We start from the raw sequence: 16,762 nt of genomic DNA, 5'->3' as shown, positions 1-16,762 counted from the left end.
CGGCGGGGCAGGGGAGCGGGCGTGGCGCGGGCTTCGGGGTTATCCTCGGGGCCCGTGCTCCTGCCCGTCCTCACCGGTGTGTGGTTGTCGCTGTCCGGCGCGCTCGGCACGGAGCTGCGGCGGGACGGCTACAGCTTCCGGCCTCCGGACACGTTCCGCATGACGCGCTGGGAGCGCTACACCGGCTCGCAGGTGGGCGCGGTGTCGGAGGACGGCGTGCGCACGCGCGGCCTGTCCGCGGCGCTGGCGGATGGGGAGGGCCCGGACGCGGCCACGTTCCTCATCGCCGTGGTGGACGGGGGCTTCTCCGCCAGCCCCTCGGAGCGCGATGCGTTCTCCACCGCCGTGGTCCAGCACTTCCAACGGGAGCTGGGCGTGGCGCTGACGCCGGAGCGGGTAGACCGCGTGGGCGGGCCCGTGCCCCGGGTGGAGGTGCTGGGGACGCTCCGCGAGGCGGGGCAGGTGCGCACGGTGCTGGTGACGGGGCTGGCCTCCGAGGGCCGGCACGCCGTGGTGACGGTCAGCGCGCCCGCCGCCCGCTGGGACGCCCTGGCCCCCGGGGTGCGCGCGTCACTGGAGACCTTCCGCATGGAGGCCCCGGTGGCGGGCGTCGTCTCCCGGCGGCTCGCGGGGGCGCTGGCGGGCACCCTGGCCGGGGCCCTGGTGGTGTCGTACGCGGCGTGGCGCCGCCGCCGGCAGGGGGAGGAGCCGGCCGGTCCGTAGCGCGGCCTGGCAGCAGGGCCAAGGCGTCCCCCGGTGGGGCTCGCGGTGGGATACGGTGCCGCCGCCCATGTTCTCCCTTCTCCTTGTCGCCGTGCTCGCGCAGGGGCCCTCGGCCCCGCCGGAGCCTTCGGCGTCCCCGGCCCCGCCGGTCCTCCCGGTGCCGGACGCCGGCGTCGCGGACGCGGTGGTGCCGCCCCTGCCGGTGGCGTCGCTGCCTCCCGCCACGCACGAGCTGTTCCGCCGCATCCAGGGCCGCGTCGCGCAGGTGCGCATCATCGAGCGCCGCTCCGGGACGAAGTCCTCCATCGGCTCCGCGTTCTTCGTCAGCGCGAAGGGCCACGCCCTCACGAACTACCACGTCGTCTCCGACCTGGTGCTCCACCCGGAGGACTACACCGCGGAGCTGGATCGCGGCGACGCGACGGTGCCGGTGCGCCTGCTCGCGGTGGACGTGGCCAGCGACCTGGCCGTCATCCAGGTGGACTCGCCCGTCAGCGACTTCTTCAAGCTGGAGGAGCATGAACCGCCGCAGGGCACGCGCCTGTTCGCCATGGGCAACCCGCGCGACCTGGGCACCACCATCGTGGAGGGCACCTACAACGGCCTGGTGCGCGACGCCCTCTACGAGCGCGTGCACTTCACCGGCGCCATCAACCCCGGCATGAGCGGCGGGCCCACGCTCAGCGGCGAGGGCGGCGTCGTGGGCGTCAACGTGGCCACCATGGGCAACCAGGTGGGCTTCCTGGTGCCGGTGGCCCGCGCGCGGGCGCTGCTGGACCGGGCGCTGGAGCAGGGCGCTCCGCCGGACCCGGCCGCGCTGATGACGTCCGTGAAGGAGCAGTTGCTGGCCAACCAGCAGCGCATCACCGACCGGCTGATGGCCACGGACCTGCCGAAGCAGTCGCTGGGCGAGTACCGCGTCCCCGGCCGCTGGAGCCCCTTCCTCAAGTGCTGGGGCGACACGCCGCATGATCCGGAGACGCCCTACACGGTCACGAGCTACCAGTGCTCCTCCGAGGAGGACATCTTCCTGTCCTCCAGCCACCGCACGGGCGTGGTGGCATACCTGCACCAGCACGTGGAGAGCCAGAAGCTGGGCGCCATGCGCTTCTCCGCGCTCTACAGCACGCTCTTCTCCCAGGACCCGGACGCGGTGGCGGCCACGCGCGAGGACGTCACCAACTTCCGCTGCAAGTCGGAGTTCGTGGACGTGAAGGGCCTCACGGTGCGCGCCGCCATCTGCCTGCGCGCCTACCGCCGCTTCCCGGGCCTCTACGACCTGGTGCTGCGCGCGGCCACGCTGAACGCGACCACGCACGGCGTGGACACCAGCCTCACGCTGGGCGGCTTCTCCGCGGAGAACGCGCGCAAGCTGGCGCGCCGCTACCTGGAGGGCCTGTCGTGGACGAAGTGATCTTCCTGGAGGTGCTGGAAGGGGACGCCGTCCAGGCGCGGCACAAGCTGGACCGGTTCCCGGTGACGGTGGGGCGCGGCTACGCCAACGACGTCATCCTGGACGACCCGAAGGTCTCCGCCGAGCACCTGCGCCTGGAGCGGCGCGAGGACGGCGCGGTGGTGCTGCACGACGTGGGCAGCGTCAACGGCACCTTCAGCGTGGATCCCTGGGCGGCGCTGAAGGAGCGGGTGCTCACCCCGGACACGCGCGTGTCCGTGGGAGACACGGTGCTGCGCTTCCGCCCGCGCAACTTCGTGGTGGAGGACACCGTCGTCAACGAAGCCTCCGCCGCGCCACGGGAGCGCCTCTTCGAGCGCCCCCGCGCCTTCGCGCTGGCGATGCAGGCGCTGGTGGTCATGTCCTTCATCTCCGAGCGGGTGACCCAGTTCGGGAAGACGGACTGGGGTGACCTGCTGTTGTCCAGCGTGCTGCCGCTGGGACTGGCGCTCTTGTGGGCCGGAGGCTGGTCGCTGGCGAGCCGCATCGCCCGGCGCAGCTTCCACTTCCGCGTGCACGCCACCCTTGGCGCGCTGCTGCTGCTGGGCTTCGCGGTGTCGCCGCCCCTGTTCGCGCTGTTGAGCTTCAGCTTCTCGCTGGGCGCGTGGCTGGGCTTCGTGCGCACGCTGGGGGTGCTAGGGCTGGTGGGGTGGGGGCTCTACTGGCACCTGCGCTACGTGACGCGCTGGAGCTCGAAGCGGCTGGTGCGCGGGCTCGTCATCGCGTCGCTGGGCGTGCTGGCGCTGACCAACGTGTCGGAGTTGCTGGGCAACGAGCCCTTCAGCGAGGCGCTGGAGTTCCCCCGCTCGCTCCTGCCGCCGGTGCTGCGCGTGGCCCCGGCGCACTCCATGGACTCGTTCTTCGAGGACGTGCAGCCGCTGGAGAAGAAGGTGGACGCGCTCGTGAAGGAGCGCTGAAGGCGCGTCCACCCCTGGCCGCCGCCTACAGGCCGCGCACCGCGTGCGGCTTGTAGGGGGCCTCCAGCGCCTTCACCTCCTCGGGCGTGAGCTTGAGGCTCATGGCCTTCACCGCGTCCTCCAGGTGCGCGGGCTTCGTCGCGCCGATGATGGGCGCCGTGACGACGGGCTTGGACAACAGCCACGCCAGCGCCACCTGCGCGGGCGGGGCCTTGCGTCCTTCCGCCACCTGCTTCACCGCCTCCACCACGTCCCAGTCCCCGGGCTGGTTGTAGAGCATGGGCGACAGCGTGTCGGAGCCCGCGCGCGTCGTGGCCTCCTTGTCGTCCAGCGACTTGCGTGAGCCGGCCAGCAGCCCCCGCGCGAGCGGCGACCACGGGATGACGCCCACGCCCTCCGCCTCGCAGAGGGGCAGCATCTCCCGCTCCTCCTCGCGGTAGACGAGGTTGTAGTGGTTCTGCATGGACACGAAGCGCGCCCAGCCGTTGCGCTCGGACACGCTGAGCGCGCGCATGAACTGCCACGCGTACGCGGAGCTCGCGCCCAGGTAGCGCACCTTGCCCTGGCGCACGAGCTGATCCAGCGCGGACAGCGTCTCCTCGATGGGCGTGTTCGGGTCCATCCGGTGGATTTGATAGAGGTCGATGGTCTCCACGCCCAGCCGCCTGAGGCTCGCCTCGCACGCCTGGGTGATGGCCTTGCGCGACAGGCCGCGCTCGTTCTGGCCGCTGCCCATGGGGAAGTAGACCTTCGTGGCCAGCACCACCTCGTCCAGCTTCGCGTACTTGCGCAGCGCGCGGCCCGTCACCTCCTCGCTGACGCCGTCCGAGTACATGTTCGCGGTGTCGAAGAAGGTGACACCCAGCTCCACCGCGCGGCGGAAGAAGGGCTGCGCCGCCTCTTCGTCCAGCACCCACGGGCGCCACTTCGGGGTGCCGTAGCTCATGCAGCCCAGGCAGATGCGGGAGACCCGCAGGCCCGTGTGTCCCAGGTTCGTGTACTTCATGGGTCCGCTCCTTCGGCTTGAGTGCCAGGGATGTTCGCAAAAGACGACGGGCAGGTCCCCGGTGAAGGGAACCTGCCCGCGTCACTTCAAACCCTGGACCTCGTTACGCCCGGACTTCCGCCGGGGGCGTGTCCGTGGTGGGAGCCTGGATGGCGGCGCCCTCCTTGAACGGAGACGTCTCCAGCGCGGCGCTGAGGACCTCGTCCATCTTCGTGGCGAAGATGAACTCCAGCTCGTTCTTCGCCTGATCCGGCACGTCGATCAGGTCCTTGCGGCAACGCTCCGGCAGGATGACCCGCTTGATGCCCGCGCGGTGCGCCGCCAGGACCTTCTCCTTGATGCCGCCCACCGGCAGCACCAGGCCACGCAGCGTGGCCTCGCCCGTCATCGCCGTGTCGTGCCGCACCCGGATGCCCGTCAGCAGGCTGGTGAGCGCGGTCAGGATGGTGACGCCGGCCGAAGGACCATCCTTGGGGATGGAGCCCGCGGGGAAGTGCAGGTGGATGTCCGTCTTCTCCAGGAAGTTCGGGTTGATGCCGAGCGCCTCCGCCTTGCTGCGCAGGTAGCTCAGCGCCGCCGTGGCGGACTCCTTCATCACGTCGCCCAACTGGCCGGTGAGCGTCATGCCGCCCTTGCCCGCCATCTTGGTCGCTTCGATGAAGAGCAGGTCGCCGCCCGCCGCGGTCCACGCGAGGCCCGTCGCCACACCGGGAACCTCCGTGCGCTCCGCGACCTCCGAGTAGAACGTCTCGGGCCCGAGGATCTCCTTCACGCGCTCCGCGCCGATGACCTGCTTCTCCAGCTTGCCGCCGGCCACCTCCACCGCCACCGCGCGGCAGATGTCCGCGATGCGGCGCTCCAGGTTACGCACGCCCGCCTCGCGGGTGTACGACGTGGTGAGGATCAGCAGCGCGTCGTCCTGCACCTCGATGTGGTCCCCGTTGAGGCCGTGCTCCTTGAGCTGCTTCGGCACGAGGTGGATGCGGGCGATGGCCTGCTTCTCCTCGAACGTGTAGCCCGTCAGCTCGATGATCTCCATGCGGTCACGCAAGGGACCGGGGATGGGATCCAACTGGTTCGCCGTGGCGACGAACATGACCTTCGACAGGTCGAACGCCACGTCCAGGTAGTGGTCGCTGAACGTGCTGTTCTGCTCCGGGTCCAGCACCTCCAGCAGCGCCGCGCTCGGGTCGCCGCGGAAGTCCGCGCCCAGCTTGTCGATTTCGTCCAGCATCATGACCGGGTTCTTCGTCCCGGCCTTCTTCATGCTCTGGATGAAGCGGCCCGGCAGCGCGCCCACGTACGTGCGGCGGTGGCCACGGATCTCCGCCTCGTCACGCACGCCGCCCAACGACAGGCGCACGAACTTGCGGCCCGTGGCCTTGGCCACGCTCTGGCCCAGCGACGTCTTGCCGACGCCCGGGGGACCGACGAGGCACAGGATGGGCCCGCGCATGTCGTTCTTGAGCTTGCGGACGGCCAGGTACTCCAGGATGCGCTTCTTCACCTTCTTGATGCCGAAGTGATCCTTGTCCAACTGCTGGCGCGCGTTCTCGATGTCGAGGTTGTCCTCGGACACCTTCGACCACGGCAGGTCCGCGATCCAGTCCAGGTAGGTGCGCGCGACGGTGTACTCGCTGGAGGCCGCCGGGATCGTCTTCAGGCGGTTGAGCTCCTTCTGGGCGACCTTCTCCACCTCGGGGGGCAGGGCGGCCTTCTTCAGGCGCTCCTGGAGCTCGTCGAGCTCCTCCTCCTCCTCGCCCATCTCGCCGAGCTCTTCCTTGATCGCCTTGAGCTGCTGGCGCAGGTAGTACTCGCGCTGGGTCTTCGACATCTCGCCCTTCACGGCGGAGTCGATCTTGTTGGAGAGCTTGAGGATCTCCCGCTTGCGGTTGAGCAGCTCCAGGACGAGCTTCATGCGCGCCTTGAGGTCGACCGTCTCCAGCACGGCCTGCTTCTCCTCGATGGGCACGTCCACGTTGGCGGCGATGAGGTCCGCCAGGTGGCCCGGGTGCGTGATGCTCTCCACCAGCTCCGTGGCGGCGGCCGGCAGCTCGGGCATCAGCTCGATGACCTCGCGCGCCAGCTTCTTCAGGTTGATGCCCAGGGCCTCCACCTCGACGTTCTCGCTGGAGGTCTTGTCCTCCACCGCGTCGACGCGGGCCTTGAGGTAGGGCGCTTCCTGGACCAGCTCCATCACGCGGAAGCGCGCGAGGCCCTGGACCACGAGCGAGTAGTTGTCCTCGCCCATCTTCAAGAGCTTCACGATGCGGGCGACGGTGCCCATCGTGTACAGGTCGGACGCGCCCGGATCCTCTTCCTCGGCGCGGCGCTGCGTCACGACGCCGATGACCTGGTCGTCACGGACGGCGTCCTTGATCAGCGCGATCGTCTTCTGGCGGCCGACGGCCAGGGGCAGCACGCCGCCGGGGAAGAAGACACTGTTGCGCAGCGGCAGGATGGGCAGCACCTGCGGGATGTCTTCCTTGTTGATGAGCCCCGGAGGGGCCATCGCGGTGGGCATGGCGCTGGCCGCGGTGCCCTTCTTCTTCTCGTCAGACATAGGAGTTCGGCCTCTTCCTTGCTTGAACCCGGTCAGCAAGCGGCCGGGCCGGTGAACCATCCGGTTGTTTTCTGCGGCGGATGAACCAACGTAACAACCAAACGGGACATGGCAAACGCGATGTGCGTTATTTCCGTGCCTCGTCTTCTGTACGACGCTCCTCTATGTAACGGCCCAGAAGTCTCGCGTCCGGCGAAGGGGTGGGGCATGCTCGCCCCCTCTCACGCCTGATGCGGTGCGCGAGCGCGCGTCCCCGCACTGGAGGACGATGTGAAGCTCCACACCTGCGCCCACCTGGTCTCGCTGTCCGCGCTCCTGGCGCTCGGTTGCCACTCCCCCGTGGATGACGACGGCTCCACGGTCCCGGACGCCTGCGAGGCGACCCCTCCGGTGGTGGCCCCCCAGAAGACGGACATCCTCTTCGTCATCGACAACTCGGGATCCATGAGCGAGGAGCAGCAGGGCATCGCGACGGAGCTGCCCGCCTTCCTGGCCGCGCTGAAGGAGGGCAACGGCGTGTCCCAGGACTTCCGCGTGGGGGTCATCACCACCTCCGTGTACCAGCGCCAGCTCTTCCCGGACGGGGGGGACGTCATCCGCTCCTTCCCGGATCAGGAGGGCCGCCTGCAGCCGGTGCGGGACGACGCGAACCAGCCCACCGCCGAGCGCTTCATCGAGGGGTCGGATCCGCTGCTGCTGCCCAAGTTCCAGCGCCTGGTGGACCAGGGGACCTCCGGCAGCGGTCAGGAGGCGCCCTTCGAGGCGGTGCGGCTGGCGGTCGCCTCGCCCCTGGCCACCCAGCCGCTGGAGGAGGGGGGCAACGGGGGCTTCCTGCGGGACGACTCCCGCCTGCTGGTGGTGGTGGTGTCCGACGAGGAGGATTGCAGCTCCAAGCAGCGGCCGCCCCCGGTGGGGCTGGGCGTGGACCGGACCGTGGACTCGTGCACGGAGCAGGGGGACAAGCTGACCCCGGTGGGGGAGTACTACCAGGACTTCCAGGGCCTGCATGACAGCCGGGGCGCGTCGCGCGAGGTGCTGTGGGCGACCATCGGGCCGGTGGCGGTGACGGACAAGCGCGCGGAGCTGACCGTGGATACGACGGGCGGCACCGCCTACGTGCGCAACGTCGACTGCCCGACGTCCTACGGGCCGGGCTACCGGCAGAGCGACATGGCGAAGGCGTTCGACGCGACCCGGGCGAACCTGGACTCCATCTGCAAGCCCAGCTACCGGCAGACGCTGCTGGACATCGCGGACCTGGCCACGGTGGCGCAGAGCGTGGCCGTGGTGAACCTGCCGGATCCGCGGCTGGCGGTGGTGTACGTCACGCGCGCGGACGGCTCCGTGCAGACGTGCACGGCGGCCAACGGCGACTTCCGCTACGAGCCGCCCAGCGGCGACCGCTCCGCGCGCATCTTCTTCCTGGGCCCGTGCCTGCGGCGCGTGGGCGACACGAAGGTGGAGGTGAAGGTGCTGTGCGCCGGGTAGCCCGGAGCTGATCCGCGCTCGCCTCACCCGGAGGGCCCCGCGAAGGACGCGGGGCCCTTTTTCGTGGCCCCGCACGTGACCTGTCATGTCCGGTGCCAGAAAAACCATGCGCGCGGATCCGCCCCGGTCCGTCGAGCGGAGCACCCGACGCGACAGGTCCGGCGCGCCCGGAACGCCGCCTGCTCGGGTGTCAGACGGCTTCGGATACTGGCCCCATGCGCGCGCCGGTGGCGGGTGCGCGACTCGAGGAGGCCCCATGGGCGCGGCGGTCGAACGGTCGGGGTTGGCGGTGGTGGAGGAGCTGCGCGAACGGATCCGCCAGTTGCAGGCGGCGCCCCGTCGCGCGCTGTCGGTGCTGCGCACGGGCGTGGACGCGGTGGACGCGCTCCTGCCGCAAGGGGGCCTGCCGCTGGGGACCTCCGTGGAGCTGTGCGGCGAGGCGGCGTCGGGGCGCACCAGCCTGGCGCTGCGCGCGGTGGCGTCCGCGCACCGGGAGCTGCGCCTGTGCGCGTGGGTGGACGGCCCGAAGGAGCTCTATCCCCCCGCGGCGGCGGCGCTGGGCGTGGACCTGGAGCGGCTGCTCGTCGTGCGGCCCCAGGCCTTCGCGCAGCGGGTGTGGGCCGCCGTGCAGCTCGCGCGCAGCGGCGCCTTCACGGCGGTGGTGGTGGACCTGACGCTCGGCGTGGGCGCCCCGGGGCGTCCGGAGCGGCTGGCCCTGACGGAGGCGCGCAAGCTCGCGGACGCGGCGGCGCGGGGCGGGGCGCTGGTGCTGCTCCTGACGTCGCCGGAGGCGCCCGCGGACGGGCTCGCGCGGCTGCGGCTGGAGGCCCGGGGCGTCCAGGGCTGGTCCGTGGAGCTGGAGCGCAGCCGGGGCGGGGGCGTGGGGACGCGCGTCGTGAGCCCCTGGCGGGAGCTCTACCCGGAGGTGGGGCTGGATGCCGGGGCGCGGCTGCTGGACGTGGACGTGGAGGCGTCCGGGGACGCGGGGCCGGGCTTCTACCGGGACGCCGCCGACCGCGTGCGCAACGGCCTGGGCATCCTGGGCCAGCGCCCCGGCCGGGACGCGCCCATGCCTTCGCTGGGGAGCGCGCTGTCCCCGGCCGGCCGCTGACACGTAAGGAGGGGGGGCCATGCGGAGGGGCTACCTGTACGTCACGCGCTTCCCGGTGCAGCGCAAGGTCATTGAATCGCCCGCGCTCGCGGGACAGCCGCTGGTGCTGGTGGAGGAGGTGCGCGGCCAGCGCCGGGTGGCCTTCGCCTCCACGCGCGCGCTGAAGGTGGGCGTGCGGCCGGGGATGACGCTGACGGCGGCCACCGCGCTGGAGCCCGGGCTGCGGCACTTCCCGTACCGGCTGAAGGACGAGGCCCAGGCGCTGGCCGCGCTGGGGGAGTCGCTGCTCGGCCTGTGCCCCGGCTTCCAGCGCGACGCGCCGGACGGGCTGTGGTTCGACGCGAGCGCGGCGCACCTGGTGGGGGGCGAGCGGGAGCTGGGCGCGCGCGTGCTGGAGGTCTGCGGCGAGCAGGGCTACCGGGCGCACGTGACGGTGGCGTCGGAGGCGTTCACCTCGCGGGCGCTGGCGCGGCATGGCTCCCGGCGGGTGGAGGTGGTGCCCCAGGGGCAGGGCGCGAGGGCGCTGGCGCCCCTGCCGCTGGGCGCGCTGGAGGACGCGGCGGCGAAGGCCTTCTGCGCCCTGGGGCTGTCCACGCTGGGCGAGGTGGCGGCGCTGCCGGCCGGGGCGGTGACGGCGCGCGGAGGCGCGGCCGCGGCCCGGGCCCATGCCCGGTGCCGGGGCGTGGACGACACGCCCTTCACGCCGGAGCCGCTGGAGGAGGCGCTGGAGGACCGGGTGGTGCTGGACGCGCCCGCGGACACCTTCGAGCCCGTGCAGTTCGCGCTCAAGACGCTGCTCGACAGGCTGGGCGCGCGGCTGTCCGGGCGGCAGCGGGCGGCGGTGCGGCTCACCTTCTTGCTGCGCCTGGACCCCACCGGCGAGGCCGAGGTGCCGCTCCTGCTGGCGCGGCCCACGGCGCGCGCGAAGCTGCTGTTGGACCTGGCGCGGCACCGGCTGGGGGAGCTGCGCCTGGAGCGGCCGGTGGCGGAGGTCGCCGTGCGGGTGGACGCGCACGACGAGGACCTGGGCCAGCAACTGGCGCTGGGGGACGCGCCGGAGGGGGACGCGGCCCTGGAGGGCGTGCTGTCGCGGCTGGCGACGACGCTGGGCGAGGAGGCGCTGTTCGCCGCGTCCCTGGAGGCGGTGCACCGGCCGGAGTCCGCGCACACGCCCCGGGCCTTCCATCCTCCGGAGACGCGGCGCGGCCTGCTGTCCCCGTCCGGCGCGCTGGCTCCGGCGCCGGAGGGTGAGAGGCCCGGGGCCCCCATCACCGTCTGGCGCGAGGCGGGGGCCGCCCGGGAGCGGCCGTCGCGGCTGCTCGCCCGGCCGGCCCGCCTGGACGCGGAGGTGGCGGCGTCCGGGGAGCTGCTGGCGGCGCGGCTCGCGGGGCGGCGGCACCGGGTGACGGCGATGGCGGGGCCGGAGCGCCTGGGGGGTGAGTGGTGGACGGACACCCCGTACCAGCGGGACTACTACCGCGTGCACTTCGAGGGGCTGGGGCCCGCCTGGGTGTACCGGGACGGGCGGGACGGGGACTTCTACCTGCAGGGGTTGTTCGATTGAGGGGCGGGCGGGTGCGGTCGGGGTGGAGGCCCCGCCGCTTGTGGCCTAGCGTGACGGCATGCGCCCCGCACGACTCCTCCCGCTGCTCCTCGTGTCCCTCCTCGTCCTTCCGGCCTGCGCCGCCCGGCAGGTGCGCCCGGAGGGAGCCATCCGCAAGGTGGTGGTGGTGTCGGGCTCGCGCGTGGACGTGCTGCCCACGGGCTCGTTCCGCCAGGACATCATCGGTGAGAGCAACCCGCGCACGGTGCTGGCCCGCCAGACGGAGGCGGAGCTGCTCTCGCGCGGCTTCGAGGTCGTGGCCACGCGCCAGTCCCAGGCCCCGGTCCCGCTCACCGACGAGGTGGCGTCCTTCATCCAGCAGAACAAGGCCGAGGCCGCGGTGGTGGTCATCCTGGACTGGCTGGACGTGTCCGGCGCGGCGGTGCTGAACCGGGTGGACGTGGTGCTGCGGCTGGGCATGGTGGACCCCAACGGCCAGGTGCTCTGGACGGACACGTTCCGCTCGCAGCCCGTGGTGAGCGCCTACCAGTCCGCGACGGACTGGAACTCGTTCCTGCGCCGGGCCGTCATCGACGCGGTCAAGGTGGTGCCGTGACATGCGGGTGCTGGTGACGGGGGCGGCGGGCTTCATCGGCGCCCACGTCTGCGAGCGGCTCCTCTCCCGGGGCGACACGGTGGTGGGCCTGGACGCGCTGGACGCGGCCCCCGGGGACGTGGCGCTGCGGCGCTCGCGCCTCCAGCGGCTGGCCGGCGCGCGCGGCTTCACCTTCCTCGCCGGGGACATCACCGACGCGGCCCGGCTGGGACAGGCCTTCACCGCCGCGCGTCCGGAGGGCGTGGTGCACCTGGCCGCGCGCGTGGGCGTGCGGGCCCCGGACGCGGAGGCCCCGGCGTACGCGGACACCAACGTCACGGGCTTCGTGCGCGTGCTGGAGGCCTGCCGCGAGGCGCGCGTCCAGCACCTCGTCCATGCATCCTCCAGCTCCGTGTACGGCGCGGCCACGCCCGCTCCGTTCCGCGAGGACGCGCCCGTGGATCAGCCGCTCAACCTGTATGGCGCCACCAAGCGCGCCAACGAGCTGATGGCGCACGCGTACAGCCACCTGCACCGGCTGCCCACGAGCGGCCTGCGCTTCTTCACGGTGTATGGCCCGTGGGGGCGCCCGGACATGGCGCCGCTGCTCTTCCTGCGCGCGCTGGCGAAGGGGGAGCCCCTGCGGCTGCACGGCGACGGCCGGATGCGGCGCGACTTCACCTTCGTGGACGACGTGGCGGAGGCCGTGCTGCGCGTGCTGGACCGGCCGCCGTCGGAAAGCCCCCCGCACCGGCTGCTCAACGTGGGCCATGGCGAGCCGGTGGCGCTGGGGGACTTCGTGGGCCTGCTGGAGCGGCACTGGGGCGCGAAGGCCCGCGTGACGTCCGTGCCCCCGGCGCCCGCGGAGATGGTCTCCACGTGGGCGGACACCTCACGGCTGGAGGCGCTGACGGGCTTCCGGCCGCGCGTGTCCGTGGACGAGGGCGTGGCCCGGCTGGTGGCGTGGTACCGCGAGTGGAGCGCCACCTCCCGCTGAAGCCCGCGTGAAACGGCGGCGGGCGCCGCCCGGGGCTCGTGAAGGCCCCGGCCGACGCCCGCGTGTCCTACGTGCCGTGGGGAAGGGCTACGGCAGCACCGCGAGGAAGTTCTCGACGAAGGCGTTGTTGTCCTCGCGCAGCTCCATCACCGACCGCTGCGAGTCCACCAGCGCGCCCAGGTAGAACAGCCCGGAGCTTTGGTAGCCGGGCAGCGTGGACGTGGAGGTGAAGAGCTGGCGCGCCGCGCAGACCCCGGCCTCCAGGTAGCCCACGTCCAGAGCGCCCAGGGGCACCTGGGTGGAGGAGGACGGGAACTCGTCGAAGAACGCCAGGGTGGGCTGGGTGGAGAGGAGGAGCTCCACCTGGCTGGTCCCCGCCGAGGGCTGCGTGCCCTGGTTGCAGACCGTCACGGTGATGGAGAACATCTCACTCCCACGCACGGCGAACGGCGCGGCGACCTCCGTGACGACCAGGTCCGGCGCGAACCCCACGCCCATGCGGCCCCGCACGAAGGCGTTGTTGTCCGTGCGCAGCTCTTCACCGGAGTACCCGGCGCGCACGACGGCTCCCACGAAGAGGGGCGCCTCCGGCTCCGCGGGGGGCGTGTTGGCCTGGAAGGTGCCTTCCCGCGTGATGCACGCGTTCTCCGGCAGGCCCGGGATGTCCACCGTCCCCGCCAGGGACACGCTGGAGCCCGGCGCGGGGAACCCTCCGGGGAGGTCCAGCTCCGGCGGGGTGGCTTCCGTGGAGAGGAAGAACTCCACCATCCGCGAGGAGGAGGGCTGCGTGCCCTGGTTGCAGACGGTCACGGAGACCTGCGCCTGGCCCGAGGGCTCGATGTTCGCCGGCCCGCCCATCGCGGTGATGACGAGGTCCGGCGCGGACCCCACGCCGACGCGCGGCCCGACGAAGGTGTTGTTGTCCTTGCGCACCTCCTGGATGTTCCAGTTCCGGTCCACCATGGCCCCCACGTAGTACGTCCGCGGCTCCGGCCCCGTGCTCCCGTAGAGGTTTCCAGGCACCGGCGTGGTGATGCAGGCGTGCGCTCCCAACTGGGGGAGGGAGACCTCGCCCAGGAGGTTTTCGGGAGGCGGCGGAGCCCCGTACTGCGCTGGCAGGGACAGCTCGGGTTGGCTCAGCAGGTGCAACGTCACCTGCGGGCCGTACGACGTGGCCTGGGAGCCCTGGTTGCAGACGGTGACGGTGCTGGTGAAGGGCCGGCCCTCCTGGATGCTGGCGGGCGGCGTCACCGCGGTGATGACCAGGTCCGGCTCCCACCCCACGCCCAGACGCCCCCGCACGAAGACGTTGTTGTCCTCGCGCAGCTCCATCCGGTTCAGGGCCGGATCCACGGCGGCGCTCAGGTACAGGGGCTGCCCCGGCGTGCTCCCATAGGGCTGGTCGACGGACACCATCCCCATGGAGCTCACGCACTGCCCGGCCTGGAGCGGCGCGACGTTCAGGTACCCCGCCACGCTCTGGTTCGGGTAGGGGAACAGCCACGAATGGCCCTGATCCGGCAGGGCCCAGGTCTCCTCCGGGGACACGACGAGCGCCACCTCGGTGGAGTTGGAGGGATCGGTTCCCAGGTTGCAGACGCGCACGGTGGCGGCGAACGGCTCCCACGGCGCGACGGTGGCGGGGGCCTCCAGCGCGGTGACCGCCAGGTCCGGCCCGTAGCCCACGCTCAGGGGGCCCGCCACGCGGGTGTTGTTGTCCCAGCGCAGCTCGTACGACATCGCGTCCGGGTTGACGACGGCCCCCAGGTACAGCGGGTGGAACGGCGCCGCGTAGGGCGGCGGGTTCGCGAAGCCGGTGACCTGCCGCGTGGCGCAGGCGCCCGCGCCCAGCGGCGGCAGGGACACGTCACCCACGAGCACCTGGCCGCCCCCCATCTGCGCGGACGGGAAGGGCAGGGGGTTGGGCGCCAGCAGGGTGTCCTCCGTGCTCACGTAGACCGCCACGCTCGCGGATTGGTTCATCGACGCGGTGCCCACGTTGCAGACCTTCACGGTGCTGGTGAGGGTGCTCCCGGGCCGCACGCTGGCGGGCCCCTGGAGCTCCTTGACGACGAGGTCCGGCCCGTAGCCCAGGCCCAGGATGCCCGCGGCGAAGCCGTTGTTGTCCAGGCGCGGCTCGAACCCCTGCAGGTCCACGACCGCGCTCAGGTTCAGGGGGCGCGCGAACGGCGACGGCCAAACGTCCACCGGACGCGTGGCGTAGAACGTGGAGCGCTGGGTCGTGCACTGCCCGGGCGCCAGCGGCAGGTCGGGCTGGGCGCGGCCCTGGAAGGCGTAGGCCCGCTGCGGCTCCGAGTACACGGGAGGCGCCGGATACGGCCGCGACACGGGCGGCGCCGTCTCCGTGGAGAGGAACAGCGACACCCCGTAGTAGGACGCGGGGGAGTTGCCCTGGTTGCAGACCGTGTAGGTCGCGGTGAAGGCCTGGCCATCCTCGAGGTTCGCGGGCGCCTTCAGGTCGGTGATGACCAGGTCCGCCTCCGGCCCCGTGCCCACCAGCCCCTGGGTGAACGTGTTGTTGTCCTCGTTCAGCTCCTGGACGTTCCTGAACGTGTCGATGGCCGCGCCCAGGTACAGGGGCTGCCCCGGCTGCGCCCCCCAGGGCAGGTTGCGCTGGGCGCCCACCATCAGCGTCCGGCACTGGCCGGCGGCGAGGAAGGGCACCTCCGTCTCGCCCACCGACACCTGGGTCGACGTGGGGTACGGCCCGTACTGCGGCGGGAGCGCCACCGTGTCCTCCGTGGAGAGGAACAGCTCCAGGCGGGTGTAGCCCATCATGTCGCTGGTGCCCACGTTGCAGACCTGCGCCTCCACGGGGAACGAGTAGTGCTCCGGGAGGTTGGCGGGCCCCTTCAGCGCCCGCACCACCAGGTCGGGGCCATGGCCCACGCCCACGGCGCCCTTCGTGAAGGTGTTGTTGTCGTCACGCAGCTCGGAGATGGACTGCATCCCGTCCACGCGCGCGCCCAGGTACAGCGGCGCGTCCGGCTGGAAGGCCCCGGGCAGGGACGCGTTCCCGAACAGCGGCAGCGTGGCGCACCGTCCGGCATCCAGCCCCGGTGCGTACGCCTCCCCGGCGAAGGACTCCGTCGGGGAGCCGGGCTCCTGCGAGGCGGACAGCGAGGCCTCCGTGGAGAGCAGCATGTCCACGCGAACACCCGAGGCCGGGTCCGTGCCCACGTTGCACACCGTCACGGAGCCGGAGAACGGCAGCCCCGGATCGATGTTGGAGGGCCCCGTCATGCCGGTGACCACCAGGTCGGCATTGAAGCCCACGCTCATCCGGCCCGCGACGCGCGTGTTGTTGTCCTCGCGCAGCTCGGTGTGCTGCTGCTGAGGGTCGATGATGGCGCCCACGTACAGCGGCTGCTCGGGCTGCGTGGCCGCCGGGGGAACCTGGGCGAACGGCTGCGTCCGGACCGTGAGGCAGCGGCCCGCCTCCAGCGGCGGCACGGGGACGACGCCCATCGGCGCCTGGACATCCACCGGCGCGCCCGGCGTGGGCAGGCTCAGGGTGTCCAGCGTGGAGATGTAGAGCTCCGCCTCGGAGTCGGACGAGGGCGCCGTGCCCACGTTGCAGACGCGCACGTCGGCGAGGAAGGGCGCTCCCGGACGGGCGCTCGCGGGGACGCTCACCTCGGAGACCACGAGGTCCGGGCCCAGGCCCAGGCCCATCAGGCCGCGGACGAAGCCGTTGTTCGTCTCATCCAGCTCCTGCACCCGCTGCTGCGTGTCGATGCTGGCGCCCAGGTAGAAGGCGGTGCCGGGCTGCCCCGGGGGCGGCAGCGCGTTGGCGGTCACGGTGCGCGTGACGCACTGCTGGGCCTCCAGCGGCCCCACGTCCGTCTCGCCCACGGTGATCTGCTGGGTCGGGGGCGGAGCGTTGGGGTCGGGCACCTGCTGGGTGGCGGTCGTGGACAGGTACACCTGCAGGAACGTGCCGCCGCTCTGGGGAAACGCGGCCGCGGAGCCCTGGTTGCAGACCTTCACGGTGGCGGTGAAGGGGTCCCCGTCGCGAACGCTGTCAGGGGCGCGAAGCGCGGTGATGACCAGGTCCGAGCCGTGGTCCAGGGAATGGCTTTGACCGCGGGCGGGGTTCGCGCCGGACGACGCGCCCTCACTTCCACAGCCGGTGATGACGAGCGTGCCAGTGATGAGCAGGCATGCGCGTCTCCAGGACGGCGAGAGCCGTTGCATGTGTTCTCCTTGGGGGTGTGTGAAATCCGTGAAGCGCCGGCAGCCGGGCCGGGACCGACGCCGTGAGGGCACTAAAGCGCTGCCCTCGCCGGCGAAAAGCCGATGCGGTTCAAACCAATCGTGACGGAGGCGTGGCCTGGGAAAGGCA

11 protein-coding genes are annotated in these 16,762 nt (G+C 72.2%); 8 read left to right on the top strand and 3 right to left on the bottom strand.

The genetic code is table 11. The features are described from left to right. Window positions 1–54: 54 nt before the first annotated feature. The 3 genes from K8556_RS12300 (at window position 55) to K8556_RS12290 (ending at window position 3,093) form a co-directional block, all read left to right on the top strand. Window positions 55–723, top strand: a complete 669-nt coding sequence (locus tag K8556_RS12300; protein ID WP_223740243.1) for a hypothetical protein — start codon at window positions 55–57, stop codon at window positions 721–723. Between the two features lie 67 nt (window positions 724–790). Beyond that, the gene (locus K8556_RS12295) at window positions 791–2,137 is read left to right on the top strand and encodes a serine protease (RefSeq protein ID WP_223740242.1); all 1,347 of its coding nucleotides are present in this window, start codon (window positions 791–793) and stop codon (window positions 2,135–2,137) included. Beyond that, window positions 2,125–3,093, top strand: coding sequence for an FHA domain-containing protein (locus tag K8556_RS12290; protein ID WP_223740241.1), 969 nt, complete (start codon window positions 2,125–2,127; stop codon window positions 3,091–3,093). The genes K8556_RS12295 and K8556_RS12290 overlap by 13 nt, the downstream gene beginning before the upstream one ends. Window positions 3,094–3,118: 25 nt before the next feature. Here K8556_RS12290 and K8556_RS12285 read toward each other — a convergent pair whose 3' ends face one another. Together K8556_RS12285 and lon are read right to left on the bottom strand one after the other, a co-directional pair. Then, window positions 3,119–4,099, bottom strand: coding sequence for an aldo/keto reductase (locus K8556_RS12285; RefSeq protein WP_223740240.1), 981 nt, complete (start codon window positions 4,097–4,099; stop codon window positions 3,119–3,121). A 103-nt stretch (window positions 4,100–4,202) separates the two neighbouring features. Then, window positions 4,203–6,662, bottom strand: coding sequence for an endopeptidase La (lon, locus tag K8556_RS12280; RefSeq protein WP_223740239.1), 2,460 nt, complete (start codon window positions 6,660–6,662; stop codon window positions 4,203–4,205). Window positions 6,663–6,932: 270 nt separating this feature from the next. Between lon and K8556_RS12275 the strand changes: the two genes are divergently transcribed. From K8556_RS12275 to K8556_RS12255, 5 genes are all read left to right on the top strand, one after another. Next, entirely contained in the window at window positions 6,933–8,150 is a 1,218-nt protein-coding gene (locus K8556_RS12275; RefSeq protein WP_223740238.1) for a vWA domain-containing protein, read from the top strand. 256 nt (window positions 8,151–8,406) lie between these two features. Next, the gene (locus K8556_RS12270; RefSeq protein WP_223740237.1) at window positions 8,407–9,261 is read left to right on the top strand and encodes an ImuA family protein; all 855 of its coding nucleotides are present in this window, start codon (window positions 8,407–8,409) and stop codon (window positions 9,259–9,261) included. A 19-nt stretch (window positions 9,262–9,280) separates the two neighbouring features. Continuing rightward, a complete protein-coding gene (locus K8556_RS12265) occupies window positions 9,281–10,825 on the top strand; it encodes a DNA polymerase Y family protein (protein WP_223740236.1) in 1,545 nt (514 codons plus the stop codon). 58 nt (window positions 10,826–10,883) lie between these two features. Further along, window positions 10,884–11,420: a hypothetical protein gene (locus K8556_RS12260; protein WP_223740235.1), complete on the top strand. Its 537-nt coding sequence runs from the start codon at window positions 10,884–10,886 to the stop codon at window positions 11,418–11,420. A gap of 1 nt (window position 11,421) precedes the next feature. Continuing rightward, complete coding sequence (locus K8556_RS12255; protein WP_223740234.1) at window positions 11,422–12,396, top strand: NAD-dependent epimerase/dehydratase family protein; 975 nt, start codon at window positions 11,422–11,424, stop codon at window positions 12,394–12,396. Window positions 12,397–12,483: 87 nt separating this feature from the next. On the opposite strand, the gene K8556_RS12250 is transcribed toward K8556_RS12255, so the two are convergent. Continuing rightward, a complete protein-coding gene (locus K8556_RS12250; protein ID WP_223740233.1) occupies window positions 12,484–16,614 on the bottom strand; it encodes a CARDB domain-containing protein in 4,131 nt (1,376 codons plus the stop codon). Window positions 16,615–16,762: the final 148 nt, after the last annotated feature.

The organism is Corallococcus sp. AS-1-12 (assembly GCF_020036995.1).
GTDB lineage: Bacteria > Myxococcota > Myxococcia > Myxococcales > Myxococcaceae > Corallococcus.
The sequence above is the reverse complement of the archived record's forward strand: the minus strand, read 5'-3'. Positions and strand labels throughout refer to the sequence as shown.

Excerpts from the sequence above, each read along its gene's own strand:
- K8556_RS12260 (WP_223740235.1), top strand. The coding sequence starts at position 10,884 with ATGCGCCCCGCACGACTCCTCCCGCTGCTCCTCGTGTCCCTCCTCGTC.
- K8556_RS12255 (WP_223740234.1), top strand. The coding sequence starts at position 11,422 with ATGCGGGTGCTGGTGACGGGGGCGGCGGGCTTCATCGGCGCCCACGTC.
- K8556_RS12295 (WP_223740242.1), top strand. The coding sequence starts at position 791 with ATGTTCTCCCTTCTCCTTGTCGCCGTGCTCGCGCAGGGGCCCTCGGCC.
- K8556_RS12285 (WP_223740240.1), bottom strand. The coding sequence starts at position 4,099 with ATGAAGTACACGAACCTGGGACACACGGGCCTGCGGGTCTCCCGCATC.
- K8556_RS12250 (WP_223740233.1), bottom strand. The coding sequence starts at position 16,614 with ATGCAACGGCTCTCGCCGTCCTGGAGACGCGCATGCCTGCTCATCACT.
- K8556_RS12265 (WP_223740236.1), top strand. The coding sequence starts at position 9,281 with ATGCGGAGGGGCTACCTGTACGTCACGCGCTTCCCGGTGCAGCGCAAG.
- K8556_RS12270 (WP_223740237.1), top strand. The coding sequence starts at position 8,407 with ATGGGCGCGGCGGTCGAACGGTCGGGGTTGGCGGTGGTGGAGGAGCTG.
- lon (WP_223740239.1), bottom strand. The coding sequence starts at position 6,662 with ATGTCTGACGAGAAGAAGAAGGGCACCGCGGCCAGCGCCATGCCCACC.